Origin of the sequence: Streptomyces sp. 15-116A (assembly GCF_025290915.1) — a bacterium.
Taxonomy (GTDB): Bacteria; Actinomycetota; Actinomycetes; order Streptomycetales; family Streptomycetaceae; genus Streptomyces.
Genome location: NZ_JAOCQE010000008.1, coordinates 56,147 through 71,660 on the forward strand (window position 1 = coordinate 56,147; position 15,514 = coordinate 71,660).

Below are 15,514 nucleotides of genomic sequence, written 5' to 3' on the forward strand. Positions count from 1 at the left end.
GTGTACGTCGACCTGAGTATCCCTGTGAGCCGCCGGGCCCCCGGAGTCGAGTTCGAGCAGTGGCTCCACCGGGACGGCATCCGCCATCTCTCCCGCCGCATACGGGCGTTGCCCGGCGACAGCCGCAGGGACCGTCTGGTCAACCACTGGCGGTGGCTGACCGGCAGCCGCCGGCTGCGCCCCCACGACCTGCCGGACGGCTGCTTCCTGTCCAACGAGTTCTACCGCATGTCCGTACACCAGGGCACACACGTGGACGCGCCGTTCCACTACGGACCCGAGTGCGAGGGGCGTCCCGCCAAGAAGGTCATGGACCTGCCTCTGGAGTGGTTCCGTGGGCCCGGAGCCGTGCTGGATGTCCGCGCCTGCGGGAAGAGGGTGACCGCATCCGATGTCAAGGACGCGCTGGGACGTTCCCGCGCACGCGTCGGGCCCGGAACCGTCGTGCTCTTCCGGACCGATTCCGATCTGCGCCTGGGCACGCCCGCGTACCACACGCGATCCACGGCGATCAGCCCCGAGGCCGTCGACCACCTGCTGGATCTCGGTGTGAAGGTCCTGGGCACGGACTGCTGGAGCTTCGACGGGCCTCCCCGCGACATGGTCGAGCGCTATTACGCATCGGGAGACCGCGGCGTCCTGTGGCCCGCCCACATGCACGGCAGGCGACGGGAGTTCGTGCAAATCGAGGGGCTCGCCCGGCTGCGGGAGATCCCGTCCGGGCCCTTCACGTTCACGGCCTTCCCCGTGGCCTTGGCCGACGCGGGCGCGGCCTGGTGCCGGGCGGTCGCCGAGGTGAGCGGGACCGATCCGGACTTGGGGACGGAGCGGAGGCCATGACCGCGGGCCGCACCACCCGTCTGCTTGTGCTGTCCGCGCCCAGCGCCGAGAAGCTCGCCGGCCTCGCACGCGATACCGCGGCCCGGCTCGCGCGGCCCGGTGGTTCTTCGTTGCTGGAAGTGTGCGCACACGCAGCTGACGGTCTGCACGCCACCCACCGGCTGAGCGTCACCGGACGCACCTGCGAGGAGATCGCCGCCCGCCTGGACGCCCACCTGGCTGGCGAGACGGTCCGTGAGGTGCACACCGGGATCGCCGAGGAGGCCGCGCGCGTCGCGTTCCTCTTCAGCGGTCAGGGAGCGCAGTTCGCGGGCATGGGGCAGGGGCTGTACCGCACCGAGCGGGTGTACCGGGAGACGTTCGACCGGTGCGCGGAGGCGGCCCGGCCGTTCGTCTCGACGCCGTTGCAGCGGCTCCTGTATCCCGATGCAGAGCCCCACATCGTCCACCGCACGGCGCACGGCGCGCTCGGCACCTTCTGCGTGAGCATGGCGCTGGCCGAACTGTGGCGCACCCGGGGTGTCGAGCCCGCGGCGGTGCTCGGCTTCAGCTCCGGCGAGTACGCGGCCGCCGCCTGCGCGGGCGCGCTCCGCGTGGAGGACGCGGTGCGGCTGCTCGGTACGGAGATCACCCTCGCGGAACGGATCACGGACGGCGCGATGGCGGTCGTCGCCCTGGACGAGCGCACCGCGCTGGAAGCCCTCAGGGGCTTCGAGTCCACGGTGGGGATCGCGGCGGTCATCTCGCCGGGGGAGGTGTCGCTGTCCGGGCAGGCCACCATGCTGGCCCGGCTCACTGATCGGCTGCGTACCTCGGGAACCCGGGTGAGCGGCCTTCCGGTGCCGGCCGGACTGCACTCGCCGCTTCATGAACCGGCACTCGCCGAACTCGCCGCCGTCGCGGAGGGGGTGCACACGTACCCTCCGCGCGTGCCCTTGATCTCCACCGTCAGCGGGCGCCCGCTGGAGGCCGGACAGCTCACTCCGGTGCACTGGGGGCGGCACATGCGCGGTCCGGTGCGGTTCCTCGATGCGATCCGGGTGGTGGACGCGATGGGGATACGCACCTTCCTGGAAGTCGGTCCGGGGCGGGCGCTGGTGGGGCTCGGCGCCCGCTGTCTGCCGGGCGGCGGACGTCTGTGGCCGGCCTCACTGGGCCGCAGTACCGACGGCACGGGCACGATGCTGGAAGCTCTCGGCCGGCTCTACACGGCCGGAGTGCCGGTGAGCCGGTCCGCTGTCGGCACGGGGGCCCGTCCGGCCCATTGACGTCGATATACTCCGCGGAATGGTTCAGGGAGAAAACACCCGGTCGGCTCCGGGGCGGCCGCGCAGTGCGGAGGTGTCCAGGGAGATCGTCCTGGCGGCACTCGCACTGTTGCGGGAAAAGGGGCCGACGGGAGTCACCGTGGAGGCCGTGGCACAGCGTTCCGGAGTCGCGAAAACCACCATCTACCGGCGTTACAAGAATCGTTACGAGCTGCTGCGTTCCTCCCTGGCCTTCGTGGAGGACATTCCCGAGCCGCCTGCCGGGATACCAGCACGCGAGCGACTACTGAATTTGCTCGAGCAATTCAGACGCGGAGTCGAAGACGTGGTCGGCTTGCGTGCTCTCGCCGCTGTGCTGCACGGTGACGAGGACCCGGAATTCACCCGCGCGTTCCGCGAGACCATTCTGCGTCCCCGTCTAGATGTCATGCTCGGCGCGTTGCGCACGGGGGTGGCGGAGGGGGAACTGCGGGCCGGGGTGGACCACGAGACGGTGGTGAGCATGCTGGCGGGCTCCTACATGGCCCGCTCCGTCATCGAGGGCCCCCCGCCGGCCGACTGGGCCGACCAGGTCCTGGACGTCATCTGGCCGTCGATCCGTGCCTGACGCAGGCGCGAGGACCGGCTCGGGCAGGAGGCCGCAGAGCGTGCGGCGAACCTACGCCGGGCGACGCCGTCGCCTCGGACACCCGTTCCCCGGCCCGCGCCCGGCCATCCGGCCGGGCGCGGGCGGGCCGCCTGCGCGGGCCGCCCACATGCCCCGGGCCCTGCCGCTCGCCCGCCGGCGCGAGCCGCCCGAAGGGTGAGTCCGGCGGCTGCAAGGTCCGCCTGCGCGCGCGTGGACCGTCAGCTGTCTGCCGGTTCGGCCAGGGGCTCGTACCATCCGCGTGGCTGCTGTCCTGCCCTTCACATGCCGCGTGTTTTCCACGAGCCGCCTGCGGGGGTCTGCACCTCTTTCGGCACCCGGCGTCCGTCCCGTTGCGCCTACCGACGCCCGCGGCACCCTCGTGCTCGTCGGCGGGCACAAGAGGCCCAGGGGGCCGTCGGGTGCTCGCACCCTCCGCGTACCGCGCACCGACCGTCCCGGCGCCCGGCCGCAGCGGTTCGAGGGACCCACCACCGATACGGCCACGTCCGTCCTTTCGTCCTCCCTCCCCCGCGGCATTGTCCTTGCCCCACAGCGCGGCCGCGCCATGTCAGTCCACGTGCTCCGGGCGCAGGCCGACGCCGATGAACTGAGCCGTCCAACGGGTCAGGAAGGGGAAGCGGCGGACAATACGAGCGGCAAGGGGGCGTTCCACCGTGGTTCTGCGGTCCTTGGGGTACAGGTCTGCGAGCATGTGCACCTGGGCCGTCTGGACCGCCCGCACCGGCAAGGATCGGCGGCGCTGGACCGCGGCCAGCTCGCGCCGTTCGGGAGTCCCGCCGGCGAGCAGTACCGGACCGAGCATGCGTGCGGCGGCCACGGCGTCCTGCACGGCGAGGTTGATGCCCACCCCGCCGGCCGGCGACATCGCGTGGGCAGCGTCGCCGATGCACAACAGCCCCGGCCGGTGCCAGGTGCGCAGCCTGTCGACGCGCACGCTCAAGAGCTTCACGTGGTCCCAGTCGGTGATCTCCCGGTCCAGTCGCCCGGCGAACGGTCCATGCACGGAGGCCACATCGGCGCGGAGCCGTCCCAGGCCCTCGGTGCGGACTGACTCGTAGGCACCCTGCGGGATGACGTAGGCGATCTGCCAGTAGTCACCACGGTCGATGGTGACCAGAACGAAGCCGGGTCCGGTATGCAGGAAGCTCATGGTCTCGCCCGGCTCCCGGCTCAGCCGGAACCACAGCACGTCCATGGGCGCCGCGGACGCCGAGACGGTCAGCCCGACGGCCCGGCGCATGGTGGAATGCCGGCCGTCGGCGGCGAGTACGAGGTCCGCCCGGACCTCGAGCGGACCGTCCGGCGTCACGGCCCGCACCCCGCGGACCTGGTTGCCCTCTCGGATCACTCCGGTGGCTTCGGCCTTCTGGAACAACCGGAACGTGTCCAGTTCCTGGCCCTTGCGCGCGAGGAAGTCGAGGACGTCCCACTGCGGCATGAACGCGATGTACGGGTGGGTGCCGCGGATCTTCGCGAAATCGGCGAAGACGGTGGGGCCTGCAGGCGTCTGCACCGTGATGGTGGTGACCTTGCTGTGCGGGATGCGCAGGAACTCGTCGATCATCCCCAGTTCCTCGATGATGCGCAGGGTCGAGGGATGCACCGTGTCCCCGCGGAAGTCGCGCAAGAAGTCCCCGTGCTTCTCGAGAACGATCACGTCAACGCCCTGCCGGGCGAGCAACAGGCCCGCCATCACACCCGCGGGGCCACCGCCGACGACGACGCACCGGCTGGTCAAAGTTTGCACAGTCTGCTCCTGTGGTGGGCGGGAGCCCGGGGCGGTCAGTGCCCCGCGGCGATCGGAAGGGGCTCGTCGTCGGGCCCGGTGGTGACAAGGTCGCGGCTGCGGATCAGGGGCACGACGGCGACTGCTCCGACGAAGGCCACGACCGCGGCCACGGTCAGGATCGAGTTGAGGCCGTCGACGAAGGCGCCCTGCGCCGCACCGGCGAACAATGCACGCTGGTCCTCGGGAAGCTGTGCGAGTGCCGGACCGACCTGCCCGGAAGCCACCGCGTGGCCGAGTTCACCGGCCCGGACCTCCAGTGGGGTGCCCGCCAGCGCGTCGTGGACCCCGTCGCGCACCTGGTCGGCGAAGACCGCGCCGAGCGAGGCCACTCCCACGGCGATGCCCATCGAGCGGCAGGTGTTGCTCAACCCGGAGGCGACACCGACCCGGGCCGGCTCGACCGCGCCCATCGCGGCGGCCACCACGTTCGGATTGACCAGGCCGACGCCGAGACCGGTGACCAGCTGACCGGCGAGGAGGCCGGTCCAGTCGTCGGAGACGGAGATGCCGCCCATCAGCAGCAGCCCCGCGCCGATGCAGGCCAGGCCCACGGAGACCAGCCAGCGGGCCGGCGCCACGGTGCCCAGGCGGGCCGCCACGGCGGAGGCCACGAAGATGGACAGGGTCAGCGGCAGCAATCGCAGTCCCGCGGCCAGCGGTTCGTGACCCAGCACCGTCTGGAGATAGAGGGTCAGATACAGCAGCAGCGCGAAGGCCGTCGTGCTCATGGCCAACACACCCAGCGCGGCGCCCGTGGTGGTGATCTTCTCGAACAGCGCGCCCGGCAGCATCGGGTCACGCCGGACCCGTTCGACGACCACGAAGGCGCCAAGGGAGACACCCGAGACGATGAACGCGCTCACCACCGCGGTGCTGCTCCACCCCTCCTCGTTGGCCCGCAGGAGGGCGAAGGAGAGCGTCCCCAGGGCGGTGCCGAGGGTCAGAAAGCCGGGCCAGTCGACGGCGCCTGGTCGCTCCGCGCGAGACTCGTCGACGCGCATGACCGTGGCGACGAGCGCCAGGATCCCGACCGGAAGATTGACCAGAAATATCCACCGCCAGCCCACGCCCTCCACCATGATCCCACCGGCGAGGGGTCCCACTGCCAGGGCGGCACCGCTGACCGCGCCCCAGACGGCGAGCGCCACATGCCGTTCCTTGTGGTCAGGGTGGGCGGCGGCCAGCAGCGCCAGGGACGTCGCCAGCAGGGCGGCGCCGCCGACTCCTTGCAGCACCCGCGCCAGATTGAGCATCAGCGGATCCTGGGCGACCCCGCACAGCAGTGACGCGAGTGTGAAGACGGCCATGCCCCAGGAGAAGACGGCTCGTCTGCCGAACCGGTCGGCGAGCGATCCCGCCGTGAGCAGGGCGGCCGACAGCGCGACGGCGTACGCGGCCACCACCCACTGCAGATCGGTGAGGGACGCGTCGAGCGCCTCCTCGATGTCGGGTAGTGCGATGTTCACGATCGTGACGTCGAGGAGCAGCATGAAGCTGCCCACCGACACCACGCACAGAGTCCACCATCGGTTGAGCACGACGCCGCCCCTCCCGTTCGGATGCCAATACGATACGCTACACGTAGCGTATCGTATTGGCTCATGGGTGATGACGGAGGAAGGAGGTCAGGTCTTGGCGACCGACTGCTTGCGGAACTCCGGGGAGCGCAGCGCGTACAGGGCGGTCTGGAGGCGGTTGCGGGTGCCCAGTTTCGCGTAGATGCGGCTCAGGTAGTTGCGCACGGTCTTGGGGGCGATGCCCAGCTGGGCGGCGATGTGGTGGGTCTCCTGGTCGTCCGCGACCAGGAAGAGGATCTCCCGTTCGCGCCGGGTGAGCAGGGCGAGGGGTGAGGCGTCGCCGCTCAGTCCGCCGGAGACGAGTTCAAGGACCTGTCCGGCGGCCGCCGCGGACAGGGCGGCGCCTTCGCGGTGCACGGTGAGCAGAGTGTCCCGCAGTTCCAGAGCACCGATGTCGCGTGAGAGGTAGGCGTTGGCGCCGGCCACGAAGGCCTCGCGCATGTAGATGGGCTGTTGGCTGGACGCCACGATGATGATGCGGACGTGCCGTGAGTCCTGGCGGATCGCCCGCGCGGTGTCCACGCCTCCGCTTCCACCCGCCCCCAGGCCCATCACGACGAGATGCGGGTGATGTCGCCGCAGTTGGCGCAGGGCAGTGGCCTCGTCGTGGGCGACGGCCACCACCGAGAATTCGTTGAAGCTCTGCAGTATATTACGGAAACCTTCGGCGACCAGCCGTTCGGTGTCCATGAGTAAGATCCGAATCGATGACATCGGCGACCCTCCGTCGTATTCACGATCGTGTAGAGAGTGCGCGGGTGCATCGAGATGCCCCCGTTGTCGGCCCGTCTTCCGTCGTCGGAAAATTGGGCCCACTGTCGGCCGATCGTACACCACGGCCCGTACCATTTCGGACAACGCCGAGAAATTGATGCGGGCGTAACGCATATTTTTCGCAACAGGAAGCTGCCATTTTTATCGATTTCGGCCCGCCGGTAATTGAAAATCTGACTTCCTTCCCCTCATGTGCCCGGCGGGATTCGGCCGATGCGGAAGGCGGACGTCGGCTCCAGCGACTGCCGCCGCCCGAGGGTGACGCCCTGGGGCGGGCGGCAGTGGTGAGGCGGGTGTCCACGGCGGGCGGATCGAGTTCGAGGCGTTGGTGCACCTGCGCGGGTGAGGCACCGGCGGCGCGAGGAGCAGCGATCCACTCGGTGGGCGTTGCGCAGTTGCCTTGGCCGGTTCAACAGGGGGCGAAGCCACATACGAGATCGGCGAGCGTGGTCATTTCCGGGGCGGGCCCCAGCGATCTTCTCCGTCAGCGCGGTCTTCGTCCGGCCGCGTAGTTCAAGCCGGACCGAGCCGCGTCCCAGCGCCCGTGTGAGACCACGTGTACCTGCCGTGGAAACACCGGCCGGGTCGAGCCGCTGACGGCCTTGCCGGGCACAGCGCGGCGCGGAAGCACAGGCCGCCGACCTCATCTCTCGCCGGCAGCGTTGGCCGCACACCATCGCCCCTCACCCGGTCGTCTGCGCGCACCCGTCCGGAACGAGAGGTCCGTCAGCCCTTACTCGCTCGCTGAGCAGTTCCGCGAGACCGATGTCATGTGTGGAAGACGTGCGCTCGCGGCCTGCGATGCCGGCGGGAACCAGAGCCGCGACATGACCGTCGCCGCGGTGCTCACGAAGGAGCGTCGCGGCATGCCACAGGTGAGCACCTGCTGGAACGATGAGAGCCGGCGGAGGGCGGTCGACGGAGGTGCTGGGCCCCATCGCCGGCTGGATCGGCGGCGTTTCGTGGGCTGCTGGAGCCCGGAAATGACGAGCCTGTCAGAGAGTGCCGGTGTGCGGAAGGCCACGTGGCGGGCCAACACCTACCCGGGCTGCCAGTGCGATGTGCCGTCCCGGCTCTACAGCTATTCGTTCGCGCCGAACCCGGACTGGACGAGGGTGTACGCGCATCAGCCGGAGATCCTCGCCTACGTGAGAGAGGTCGCCGACCGGCACCGGCTGCGCGAGCACACCCGGTTCGGCGTACGCATGACCGGGGCGCACTGGCAGCCCGACGCGGCACGGTGGCGGATCAGAACCGATGCCGGCGCATTCACCGCCCGGTTCCTGATCGCCGGTGCCGGGCCGTGGAACGAGCCGCTCATCCCCGACATCCCGGGCCTCTCGGCGTTTCCCGGCGAGGTGTTCCACTCCGCGCGCTGGAACCACGATTACGACCTGCGCGGCAAGCGGATCGCGGTGCTCGGCACCGGGGCGTCGGCCGTGCAGTTCGTCCCGGCCATCGCCCCCCAGGTCGACCGGCTCCACCTGTTCCAGCGAACTGCCCAGTGGGTGCTGCCCAAGCCGGACCACCGCATTCCGAAAGTCGAGCGGTGGGCGATGCGGCAGGTGCCCGGCGCCCGGGCCGCGGTGGCCTCGGTGGAGTACCGGGCCATGGAGATGCTGGGCCGTGGATTCCGCAAACCCTCGCTGCTGCGCGGCGTACAGGCCCTGGCACGCGTGCACCTGCGTGCCACCGTCCGCGACCGTGAACTGCGCCGCAAGCTGACTCCCGACTACACCATCGGCTGCAAGCGCATCCTGTTCTCCAACCACTACTACCCGGCCCTGACCCGCCCGAATGTAGAAGTGCACGCCTGCGCCGTCCGCACGGTCGACGGCAGCACCGTGCTCGGCGCCGACGGCAGCAGCGCCGAGGTCGACGCGGTCATCCTCGGCACGGGGTTTCACATCCTGGACATGCCCCTGTCGAACCTCATCCACGACGGCGCCGGACGTACCCTCGCCGACCACTGGCAGGGCTCCCCCGAGGCGTACCTCGGCACCGTCACGGCCGGGTTCCCCAACGTATTTCTGCTGCTCGGTCCCGGCCTGGGCACCGGGCACAGCTCCGCGTTCACCATCCTGGAAGCCCAGCTCGACCTCGCCCTCGGCGCGATCCGCTCGGCACGCGCCGAGGGGTGGGCCTCGGTCGAGGTACGCCGCGATGTGCAAGCCGCCTACAACACCGACCTGCAGGCCGCGCTAGCGGGCACTGTGTACAACACCGGCGGATGCCGGAGCTACTACCTCGACGTCAACGGCCGGAACAGTTTCAGCTGGCCCTGGTCCACCGACCGGCTCCGCACACACGTGGCACGCTTCGACGCCCGGGACTTCTCCGTGATCCACGCGGCCGGCCGGCCGGAGCTCAGCGCATGAGAGTCCCCGCCACCATGCGCTGCGCAAACATCACCCGTCACCGGCCCGTACGCGGCATCGGGACTCGCCACCGTGAAGGCACGCCCCCCAAGAGCAGCGGGACAAGCCGACGAAGCCCCGTGTGGGCGATGAAGCGTCCTGCCGGGTCTGCCGGATCCACTCGATGAGCAGCTGACCGCGGCGGTGAAGGACCAGGCCGCTACCTCACCCGGCTCGCCGAGCGGCCGGTGCTCTCCTCTCGACTGGTCATCGATGCGTCTTCCCTGATCGTCAGATACACCGAACGCTCTACGGTTCCACGTGGATAATCAGGAGGTCTGACATCGAGGGGTTGACATGCGATTTGCCGACGGTCCGAGCGTGCACTGCGATGTTCGTATCGAGGCAGACGTGCCGCAGGTCTGGGAGTTGGTGACCGACATTCGTCTGCCTGCCCGGCTCAGCCCGGAGCTACAGCGCGTGGCTTGGCTCGATGGCGCGGACAGACCCCTCGTAGGCGCGCGCTTCGAGGGCTACAACCATCACCCTCAGCTCGGCGACTGGCGAACTGTCTCCCAGGTGGTCGAGTTGGACGAGCAACGGGTGTTCGCCTGGGCAGTCACGGATGCGGACGGCCGGTACGGAGAGCCGACGCTGGATCCGGCGCAATCCATGGCGTCCTGGAAATACGAACTCAGGGCCGAGGGTGAGGGCACCCGGCTGCGGCAGTCGGTCCTCATCGGACCCGGGCGCAGCGGGGTCACGCTGGCGCTCGATCGCTGGCCGGACCGGGAGGAGGAGATCCTTGCCTTCCGGATGAAGGAACTGCGCGCGGGTATGGAGGCCACCCTTCACGGCATCAAGACGCTGGCCGAGGAGAGCGGCTGAGGACTCCAAGCGAGGGTGTCACAGCCCTCGCTCGACGCCGGCCGGAGGGCCTTGCCACGCCCTGGAGTGGGCGGTGACGAGGCTCACCTGGGCACGGCGTGCAGTTCACGTATGAGCTGCGGGGTGAGCAGCTCGCCGACGCGGTCGGCGAGGACCGCCATCTCATAGCCTACGAGGCCGACGTCGCACCCCTCGGCCGCGAGAACGCCGAGGCAGCTGCCGTCGCGGATGCGGCCGACCATCAGGAAACCCCCGAGCATTTCGATCATGACCAGCTTCATGCCGTGGAAGCCGTGTGCCGTCGCCGCGTTCTGGGCCAGGCTGGTGATGCCGGAGACCACGGCGGCGAGGTGGTCGGCGCGATCTCGGCCCAAGCTGTCCGAAGCGGCCATGAGCAGGCCGTCGGTGGAGACGGCGACGGCGTCGGTGACGCCGTCGGTGGTGCGTACGAACTCTGAGACGAGCCAGCCGAAACTCTGCACGGCAGTGGTCACGATGACGCTCCTTGGGGGTTTCTGGCTTCGGCGCGGGCGACACCCGCCCGGAAGCCGTTGAGCAGGGAGGAGACGGCGGGTCTGGCGTGCGGGGGTGGTGTGGCGGGGTCTTCGGCGGATGCGAGAAGGCGCCCGGGGAGAGACAGGAGTGCGGACAGCCCGCCGCCAGGAGTGTCGAAGAGGTCGATGCGGGTGCCTTCCCCGAGGCGGTCTGCGAGCCGACCGACGACGAGGTGGCCGAGGAAGCGGGTGGGCGCGGCGAGCAGGGCCTCCTCGCCGGAGTCGGAGAAGAGGCCTTGCGCACGTTCCTTGTCGGCTTCTGACATGCCGATGCCGTGGTCGACCACAGCCAAGCAGTACGTGTCGTCCTCGCGGTCGTACCAGCCGTGGACCTCGACGGGTTCCGTCGGCGGCGAGAAGTTCAGCCCATTCTCGATCAGCTCGGCGAGAAGATGGGCGACATCGGCGACGGCGTGCCCGCGCACCCGCACAGGCTCCACGGTCGCGATCAGGACTCGCCGGTACTGCTCCACCTCGGCGACGGCGGACTGGACGACCACGAGGCCGTCGACGGGTGCTGCCGTGGGCCGCGGTGGATTCTGCCCGGCCAGGACCAGCAGGCTTTCGGCATTGCGCCGCATACGGGTTGCGAGGTGGTCGAGCTCGAAGAGCTCGGCGAGGGCGTCGGGATCCAGTTCCTGCCGTTCGAGGCGGGTGATGAGACCGAGCTGGCGACGTACCAGGTTCTGGTTGCGACGGCCGAGGTTGGCCAGCGATTCGGTGGTGTTGCGACGTAGGCCTGCCTGCTCGGAGGCCAGCCGGAGGGCGGGGTCCTCCACCCGGCGCAGCGACGCCGCGACCTCGGCGATCTCGGCCACGCCACCCAGCAGCGGTGCATGGGGATCATCCGGCGCGTCCGCCCTTGCGAGGTCGGCACGGTCATGCGGGGACTGCTGAATACGGGCGACGGCTTCGGGCAGCCGGCGCCGCGCCACGTCCTGGGCGGTCACGGCGAGCATACGGAGTGGGCGCGTGAGGGACCGGGAGGCAAAGACGGCGAGGCCCACGACAAGGGCGGCGATGAGCGCGCCTCCGACGAGAAAGGCGGCGAGGGCCAGCTCCGCATCGCGGCTGAGCCGGTCGGCCCGGTGCCGTACATCGTCACCGACCGACTGCTGGACGGCGTACAGATCGTCGACGAGCACGGTCATCGCGTCCCACCACGTGCCCGCGTCGGCGCTCAGCGGAGAGCCGTCGGCGGCGCCTTCCGCCTGTTTCTCGTAGGCGGTTGCGCGTTCGGCGTCCTCGGTTGTGAAGGCCCTTTCCAGGGCCGCACGCTGAGGAGCGGTGGCAACCTGCCGAAAGCGGGCGAGGGCGGCGATGCGTGTGGCGCGCACCTCGGTGAGAGCGATGTACGCCCGGCCGCGGAAGGCGCCTCGGGCGAACACACCGTTGAGGAGCCCGCGTTCGAGAGCGACAGACTCCGTGGCGGCTGCCAGTTCCCGTAATGCGGCCAGGCCGTCGCGCAGTTGACGGTCGGCACCGGTCGCGGACTCCGCCACCGGATCGACGGCGTTCAGGGCGTCGATGGCGCTGGTGTAGAAGGTGAGGGTCCCGGCCTGGTCGGCTGCGCGCTTGTCGGCGGCGGCGCGGATGTCGGGCAGGCGCCGCAGGTGCCGCTGGACGACGCCCTCGACCGCGCCTTCGCGACGCATGGCGAGCAGCACCGTGTCGACGCGCTCGCGGGTGGCGTCGAGCGGTGTGCGGAACTCGTCCTCACCGCCCAATAGGCCGTTGGTCATCCCGCGTTCGCGTTGCAGCTGGTGCACCAGAGCCTGAATGCGCAGGCTGAGGTCGACTTCGGCACGGGTGGCCCGTGCATCGCCGAGAACCTCGGCGCGGCCGTGCACGGCGAGACCTGTCACCGCCAGCAGCAGGCAGACCGGGACCGTGATGACCACCCCCACGCGACCTCTGATACTGCGCCAGCTCCGTACCGGCAGCAGGGCAGGAGCCGTTCGGCCACCGTGGTGGGGCGCCGTACCGCCCTTGCCCGATCCGCCCTTGCCCAGCACGGCAAGTCTGCCGTACCACCGCCGTACCGGCTGCCACGCCCTCATGTCACGAAACTAGTCCGGCTGCCGCGGCGGCCGGTTTCCCGCCTGTTAGACCGTGTAGGACATTCCGTTGCACCGCTCTCACACCGCAAGGCAGGAGACTGTGACCAGAGACGCCGCCGCGAACTCAGCGATCAGGGGTGGGAGTTACTCGCTCCACTGATACTGCGGGCCGCGACGGACCGGCGCGGGTGCCGGACCGGCAGGTCATCCCGCATGCCGGTGACCGCCCACATCAGTTTCGTGCTGCAGGGGTCTCCGCCAGGACCGGAACAGCGTCGCGCCCCGCCGGCGCGCCGCACCGGGTTCACCTCCGAGCAGCCTCGGTGAGGCATCAGTGCAGAGAGTCTTGATCCGAGTCCGAAGGGCGCGAAGGGATACACCGCGGGTTCAGTCGCCGAGGCGCCGGACGATCCGGACGCCGGGAGCGAACCGGCTCCCTCCCCCTCCCCCGGTTGGTGCTACGCACTGTGCCGGTCGCCCCGGGGACCGGTGTGGTCGGCCCGCTGCAACGCGGGCATGAGTCGCCGCGCGTTGTCTCGGTAGATGCCGCGACGCTGGTGCTCGGTGAACGCGTGGTCCGCCTCGACGGCCGGCACCGTGTAGTCGGTGATGATCCCGGCGGAGGCGGCCGGCCAGTCCGTGCCGAACAGGATCCGGTCGGCCCCGGCCGTCTCCACCAGAGTGCATGCCGGAGCCAGCGGGCCTGCCGTGTCGTAGTAGAAGCCGCGAAGGGCCTCCCGCACCCGGGCTGCGTCGAGTGGCGGGGTGCAGAAGTCGCCGAAGGCCTCGAGGCGGGTGGCGATCTGAGGAAGGAATCCGCCGGCGTGCGGCAGGACGACGGACAGGCGAGGGTACCGTTCGAGTGTTCTTGTGCGGATCATGTTCACAGCGGCACGCGTGGTGTCCAGCAGGAAGTCACACATGAAGTTCGGGATGCCGGGAACCGTGGGCACCCCCGGCGGTTTCCCCGGAAGATCGAGTGGATGGGTGACGAGCACCCCGGAGCGTTCGTCGACCTCGGCGAGGAAGCGGTCGTACGAGGGATCACCCAGGTACACACCGTTGTAGCTCGCCTTCACACTGACACCGACGGCACCGAGTTCGTCGAAGGCTCGTCGCAACGCCCACGTGGTGACGTCGGGGTGGTCCAGCAGGGCCGGACAGAGGAAGGCGAAACGGCCTGGATGTTCGTGCATCAAGTCGGACAGTGCTTCGAAGACGACGGACAGCCCCTCCCTGGCCTGCGCCGCGGAGCGATACCGGTCCTGCATGGTGGGGTTGAGAACGGCGGTCGCGATCCCCGCCCGGTTCATGAGCGCCAGCGTGGCGTTCACCTCCCAGCGCGCCCACCACAGCAGCTCTCCCCGACGCACCACTCCTTCGCGCTCCGCCCAGTCCACCCATTGCGGCGCCGTGAAGTGGTGGTGCATATCGATCTTCGCCCGCCAGGCGTCGTCACCACCCTCGGTGCCACTCGAACTGCCGCCTCCCCCGGCAAGGGCGCGGGACTTCTGAGTGGTGCCGGCTGCGGACGCCATGGCCCCACCGGCTATGAGCAGACCACGCCGACTCAGGGGCCGACCCGAGCGTGACATTCGAACTTCCTTCCGCAGCACCGTCCTCTGGCTCACCACGGTGCACCGGTCACAGGAGCGCGGCCTCGCCGGGCGGCGCCATCGGGGGACAGATTCCGCCGCATGGAGCAGTCGGCTGCCACGACCGGCACGATCCAATGGCAGCCGTCGCAGCACGCCGTCGTCGGACACAAATCGACCTCGGCCCAGTCGCCAAAGCTCCGTAAGACACGGCGGCCTCCTCGTACGGGTGGCGATACCAGACTGCCTTGAGCGGGTTGAAGCAACGCTCGCCCACGTTGCGCCGGGCGGTGGCTCTCCTCTCGAGCCGCGCGGGCCCGCCACGGCAGTCGCGCATGGTGCCGGTGCCGCCGCTGATCGGCTTTGTCGTGGACGGGGTGACCGATCCCCCGTCGTGGTACGGGGCGGAGCCGGAGGACGGGGCCGAGGCGTCCGGAACCGGGACCGTCTCGGGGCGCACACCCGCCCGTCGTTCTGCCGACGGCGGTCGGCGCTTCGGCCCTGGCGCAGCAGCAGGCGCGGCGCAGGTGACCGTGTGCCGGAGGGGCAGCCGGCCGGGTGCCTGCGACGGCTCAGCCGACGGCCTTGTGCCAGGCCGACTCGCGCAGCAGCCGCAGGCCGTTGAGGCCGACGATGACGGTGGAGCCCTCGTGGCCGGCGACCCCGAGCGGCAGCGGCAGATGCCCGGCGAGGTCCCAGATCACCAGGCCGGCGATGAAGACCCCGGCGATCACGAGGTTCTGCACGACGAGCGTACGGGCCCGACGGGACAGGGAGATAACAGCAGGAACGGTGGCCAGTTCGTCCCGGACGATCACCGCGTCAGCGGTCTCCAGCGCCAGGTCCGAACCGGCCCGGCCCATCGCGACCCCGGTGTGGGCGGCAGCCAGCGCGGGAGCGTCATTGACACCGTCGCCGACGACCAGCACCCTGCGCCCGCCGGCCTCCAGCTCCCGGACAGCACGCACCTTGTCCTCGGGCAGCAGTGCGGCCCGTACGTCCTCGACCCCGGCCTCGGCGGCGAGACGGGCGGCGGCGCGCGGGTTGTCACCGGTCAGCAGCAGGGGCGCCGTTCCGGCGAGCTCGGCGAGCGCGGTCACGGTCGCGGCGGCGTCCGGACGGAGCCGGTCCGCGATGCCCAGGACACCCATCGGGGCGCCGTC

Annotated in this window: 13 protein-coding genes; 5 read left to right on the forward strand and 8 right to left on the reverse strand. The window is 70.1% G+C overall.

Annotated elements, in window-relative coordinates:
* The 3 genes from N4P33_RS03055 to N4P33_RS03065 all read left to right on the forward strand — a co-directional run bounded on the left by N4P33_RS03055 (position 1) and on the right by N4P33_RS03065 (position 2,715).
* A complete protein-coding gene (locus N4P33_RS03055; protein ID WP_260824570.1) occupies positions 1-840 on the forward strand; it encodes a cyclase family protein in 840 nt (279 codons plus the stop codon).
* Entirely contained in the window at positions 837-2,108 is a 1,272-nt protein-coding gene (locus tag N4P33_RS03060) for an acyltransferase domain-containing protein (RefSeq protein ID WP_260824571.1), read from the forward strand. Before N4P33_RS03055 ends, N4P33_RS03060 begins: the two co-directional genes overlap by 4 nt.
* Before the next feature lie 73 nt (positions 2,109-2,181).
* Entirely contained in the window at positions 2,182-2,715 is a 534-nt protein-coding gene (locus N4P33_RS03065) for a TetR/AcrR family transcriptional regulator (protein WP_260824572.1), read from the forward strand.
* 589 nt (positions 2,716-3,304) lie between these two features.
* Here N4P33_RS03065 and N4P33_RS03070 read toward each other — a convergent pair.
* The 4 genes from N4P33_RS03070 to N4P33_RS35630 all read right to left on the reverse strand — a co-directional run bounded on the left by N4P33_RS03070 (position 3,305) and on the right by N4P33_RS35630 (position 7,835).
* Positions 3,305-4,504, reverse strand: a complete 1,200-nt coding sequence (locus N4P33_RS03070) for an FAD-dependent oxidoreductase (protein WP_260824573.1) — start codon at positions 4,502-4,504, stop codon at positions 3,305-3,307.
* A 35-nt stretch (positions 4,505-4,539) separates the two neighbouring features.
* Positions 4,540-6,084, reverse strand: coding sequence for an MFS transporter (locus N4P33_RS03075; RefSeq protein ID WP_260824574.1), 1,545 nt, complete (start codon positions 6,082-6,084; stop codon positions 4,540-4,542).
* Positions 6,085-6,171: 87 nt separating this feature from the next.
* Entirely contained in the window at positions 6,172-6,813 is a 642-nt protein-coding gene (locus N4P33_RS03080; RefSeq protein ID WP_260824575.1) for a response regulator transcription factor, read from the reverse strand.
* Between the two features lie 767 nt (positions 6,814-7,580).
* Complete coding sequence (locus N4P33_RS35630; protein ID WP_399028325.1) at positions 7,581-7,835, reverse strand: helix-turn-helix domain-containing protein; 255 nt, start codon at positions 7,833-7,835, stop codon at positions 7,581-7,583.
* Positions 7,836-7,880: 45 nt separating this feature from the next.
* Between N4P33_RS35630 and N4P33_RS03085 the strand changes: the two genes are divergently transcribed.
* Together N4P33_RS03085 and N4P33_RS03090 are read left to right on the forward strand one after the other, a co-directional pair.
* Positions 7,881-9,275 carry an NAD(P)/FAD-dependent oxidoreductase gene (locus N4P33_RS03085; protein WP_260824576.1) on the forward strand — a complete coding sequence of 465 codons (1,395 nt, stop codon included), beginning with the start codon at positions 7,881-7,883 and terminating at the stop codon, positions 9,273-9,275.
* A 336-nt stretch (positions 9,276-9,611) separates the two neighbouring features.
* On the forward strand, positions 9,612-10,142 hold the full coding sequence (locus N4P33_RS03090) for an SRPBCC family protein (RefSeq protein WP_260824577.1): 531 nt from the start codon (positions 9,612-9,614) through the stop codon (positions 10,140-10,142).
* Positions 10,143-10,225: 83 nt separating this feature from the next.
* Here the strand turns inward: N4P33_RS03090 and N4P33_RS03095 are convergent, their stop codons facing one another.
* From N4P33_RS03095 to N4P33_RS03110, 4 genes are all read right to left on the reverse strand, one after another.
* Positions 10,226-10,636, reverse strand: a complete 411-nt coding sequence (locus N4P33_RS03095) for a roadblock/LC7 domain-containing protein (RefSeq protein WP_260824578.1) — start codon at positions 10,634-10,636, stop codon at positions 10,226-10,228.
* The gene (locus N4P33_RS03100; protein WP_260824579.1) at positions 10,633-12,603 is read right to left on the reverse strand and encodes a nitrate- and nitrite sensing domain-containing protein; all 1,971 of its coding nucleotides are present in this window, start codon (positions 12,601-12,603) and stop codon (positions 10,633-10,635) included. Before N4P33_RS03100 ends, N4P33_RS03095 begins: the two co-directional genes overlap by 4 nt.
* Before the next feature lie 611 nt (positions 12,604-13,214).
* A complete protein-coding gene (locus N4P33_RS03105; protein ID WP_260824580.1) occupies positions 13,215-14,294 on the reverse strand; it encodes an amidohydrolase family protein in 1,080 nt (359 codons plus the stop codon).
* Positions 14,295-14,923: 629 nt separating this feature from the next.
* On the reverse strand, positions 14,924-15,514 hold a 591-nt coding region (locus N4P33_RS03110), incomplete at its 5' end, for an HAD-IC family P-type ATPase (RefSeq protein ID WP_260824581.1).

Bases quoted from the DNA above. Each gene is read 5' to 3' on its own strand.
- N4P33_RS03060 (WP_260824571.1), top strand. From the start codon at position 837: ATGACCGCGGGCCGCACCACCCGTCTGCTTGTGCTGTCCGCGCCCAGC.
- N4P33_RS03080 (WP_260824575.1), bottom strand. From the start codon at position 6,813: ATGGACACCGAACGGCTGGTCGCCGAAGGTTTCCGTAATATACTGCAG.
- N4P33_RS35630 (WP_399028325.1), bottom strand. From the start codon at position 7,835: ATGGGGCCCAGCACCTCCGTCGACCGCCCTCCGCCGGCTCTCATCGTT.
- N4P33_RS03085 (WP_260824576.1), top strand. From the start codon at position 7,881: ATGACGAGCCTGTCAGAGAGTGCCGGTGTGCGGAAGGCCACGTGGCGG.
- N4P33_RS03090 (WP_260824577.1), top strand. From the start codon at position 9,612: ATGCGATTTGCCGACGGTCCGAGCGTGCACTGCGATGTTCGTATCGAG.
- N4P33_RS03105 (WP_260824580.1), bottom strand. From the start codon at position 14,294: ATGGCGTCCGCAGCCGGCACCACTCAGAAGTCCCGCGCCCTTGCCGGG.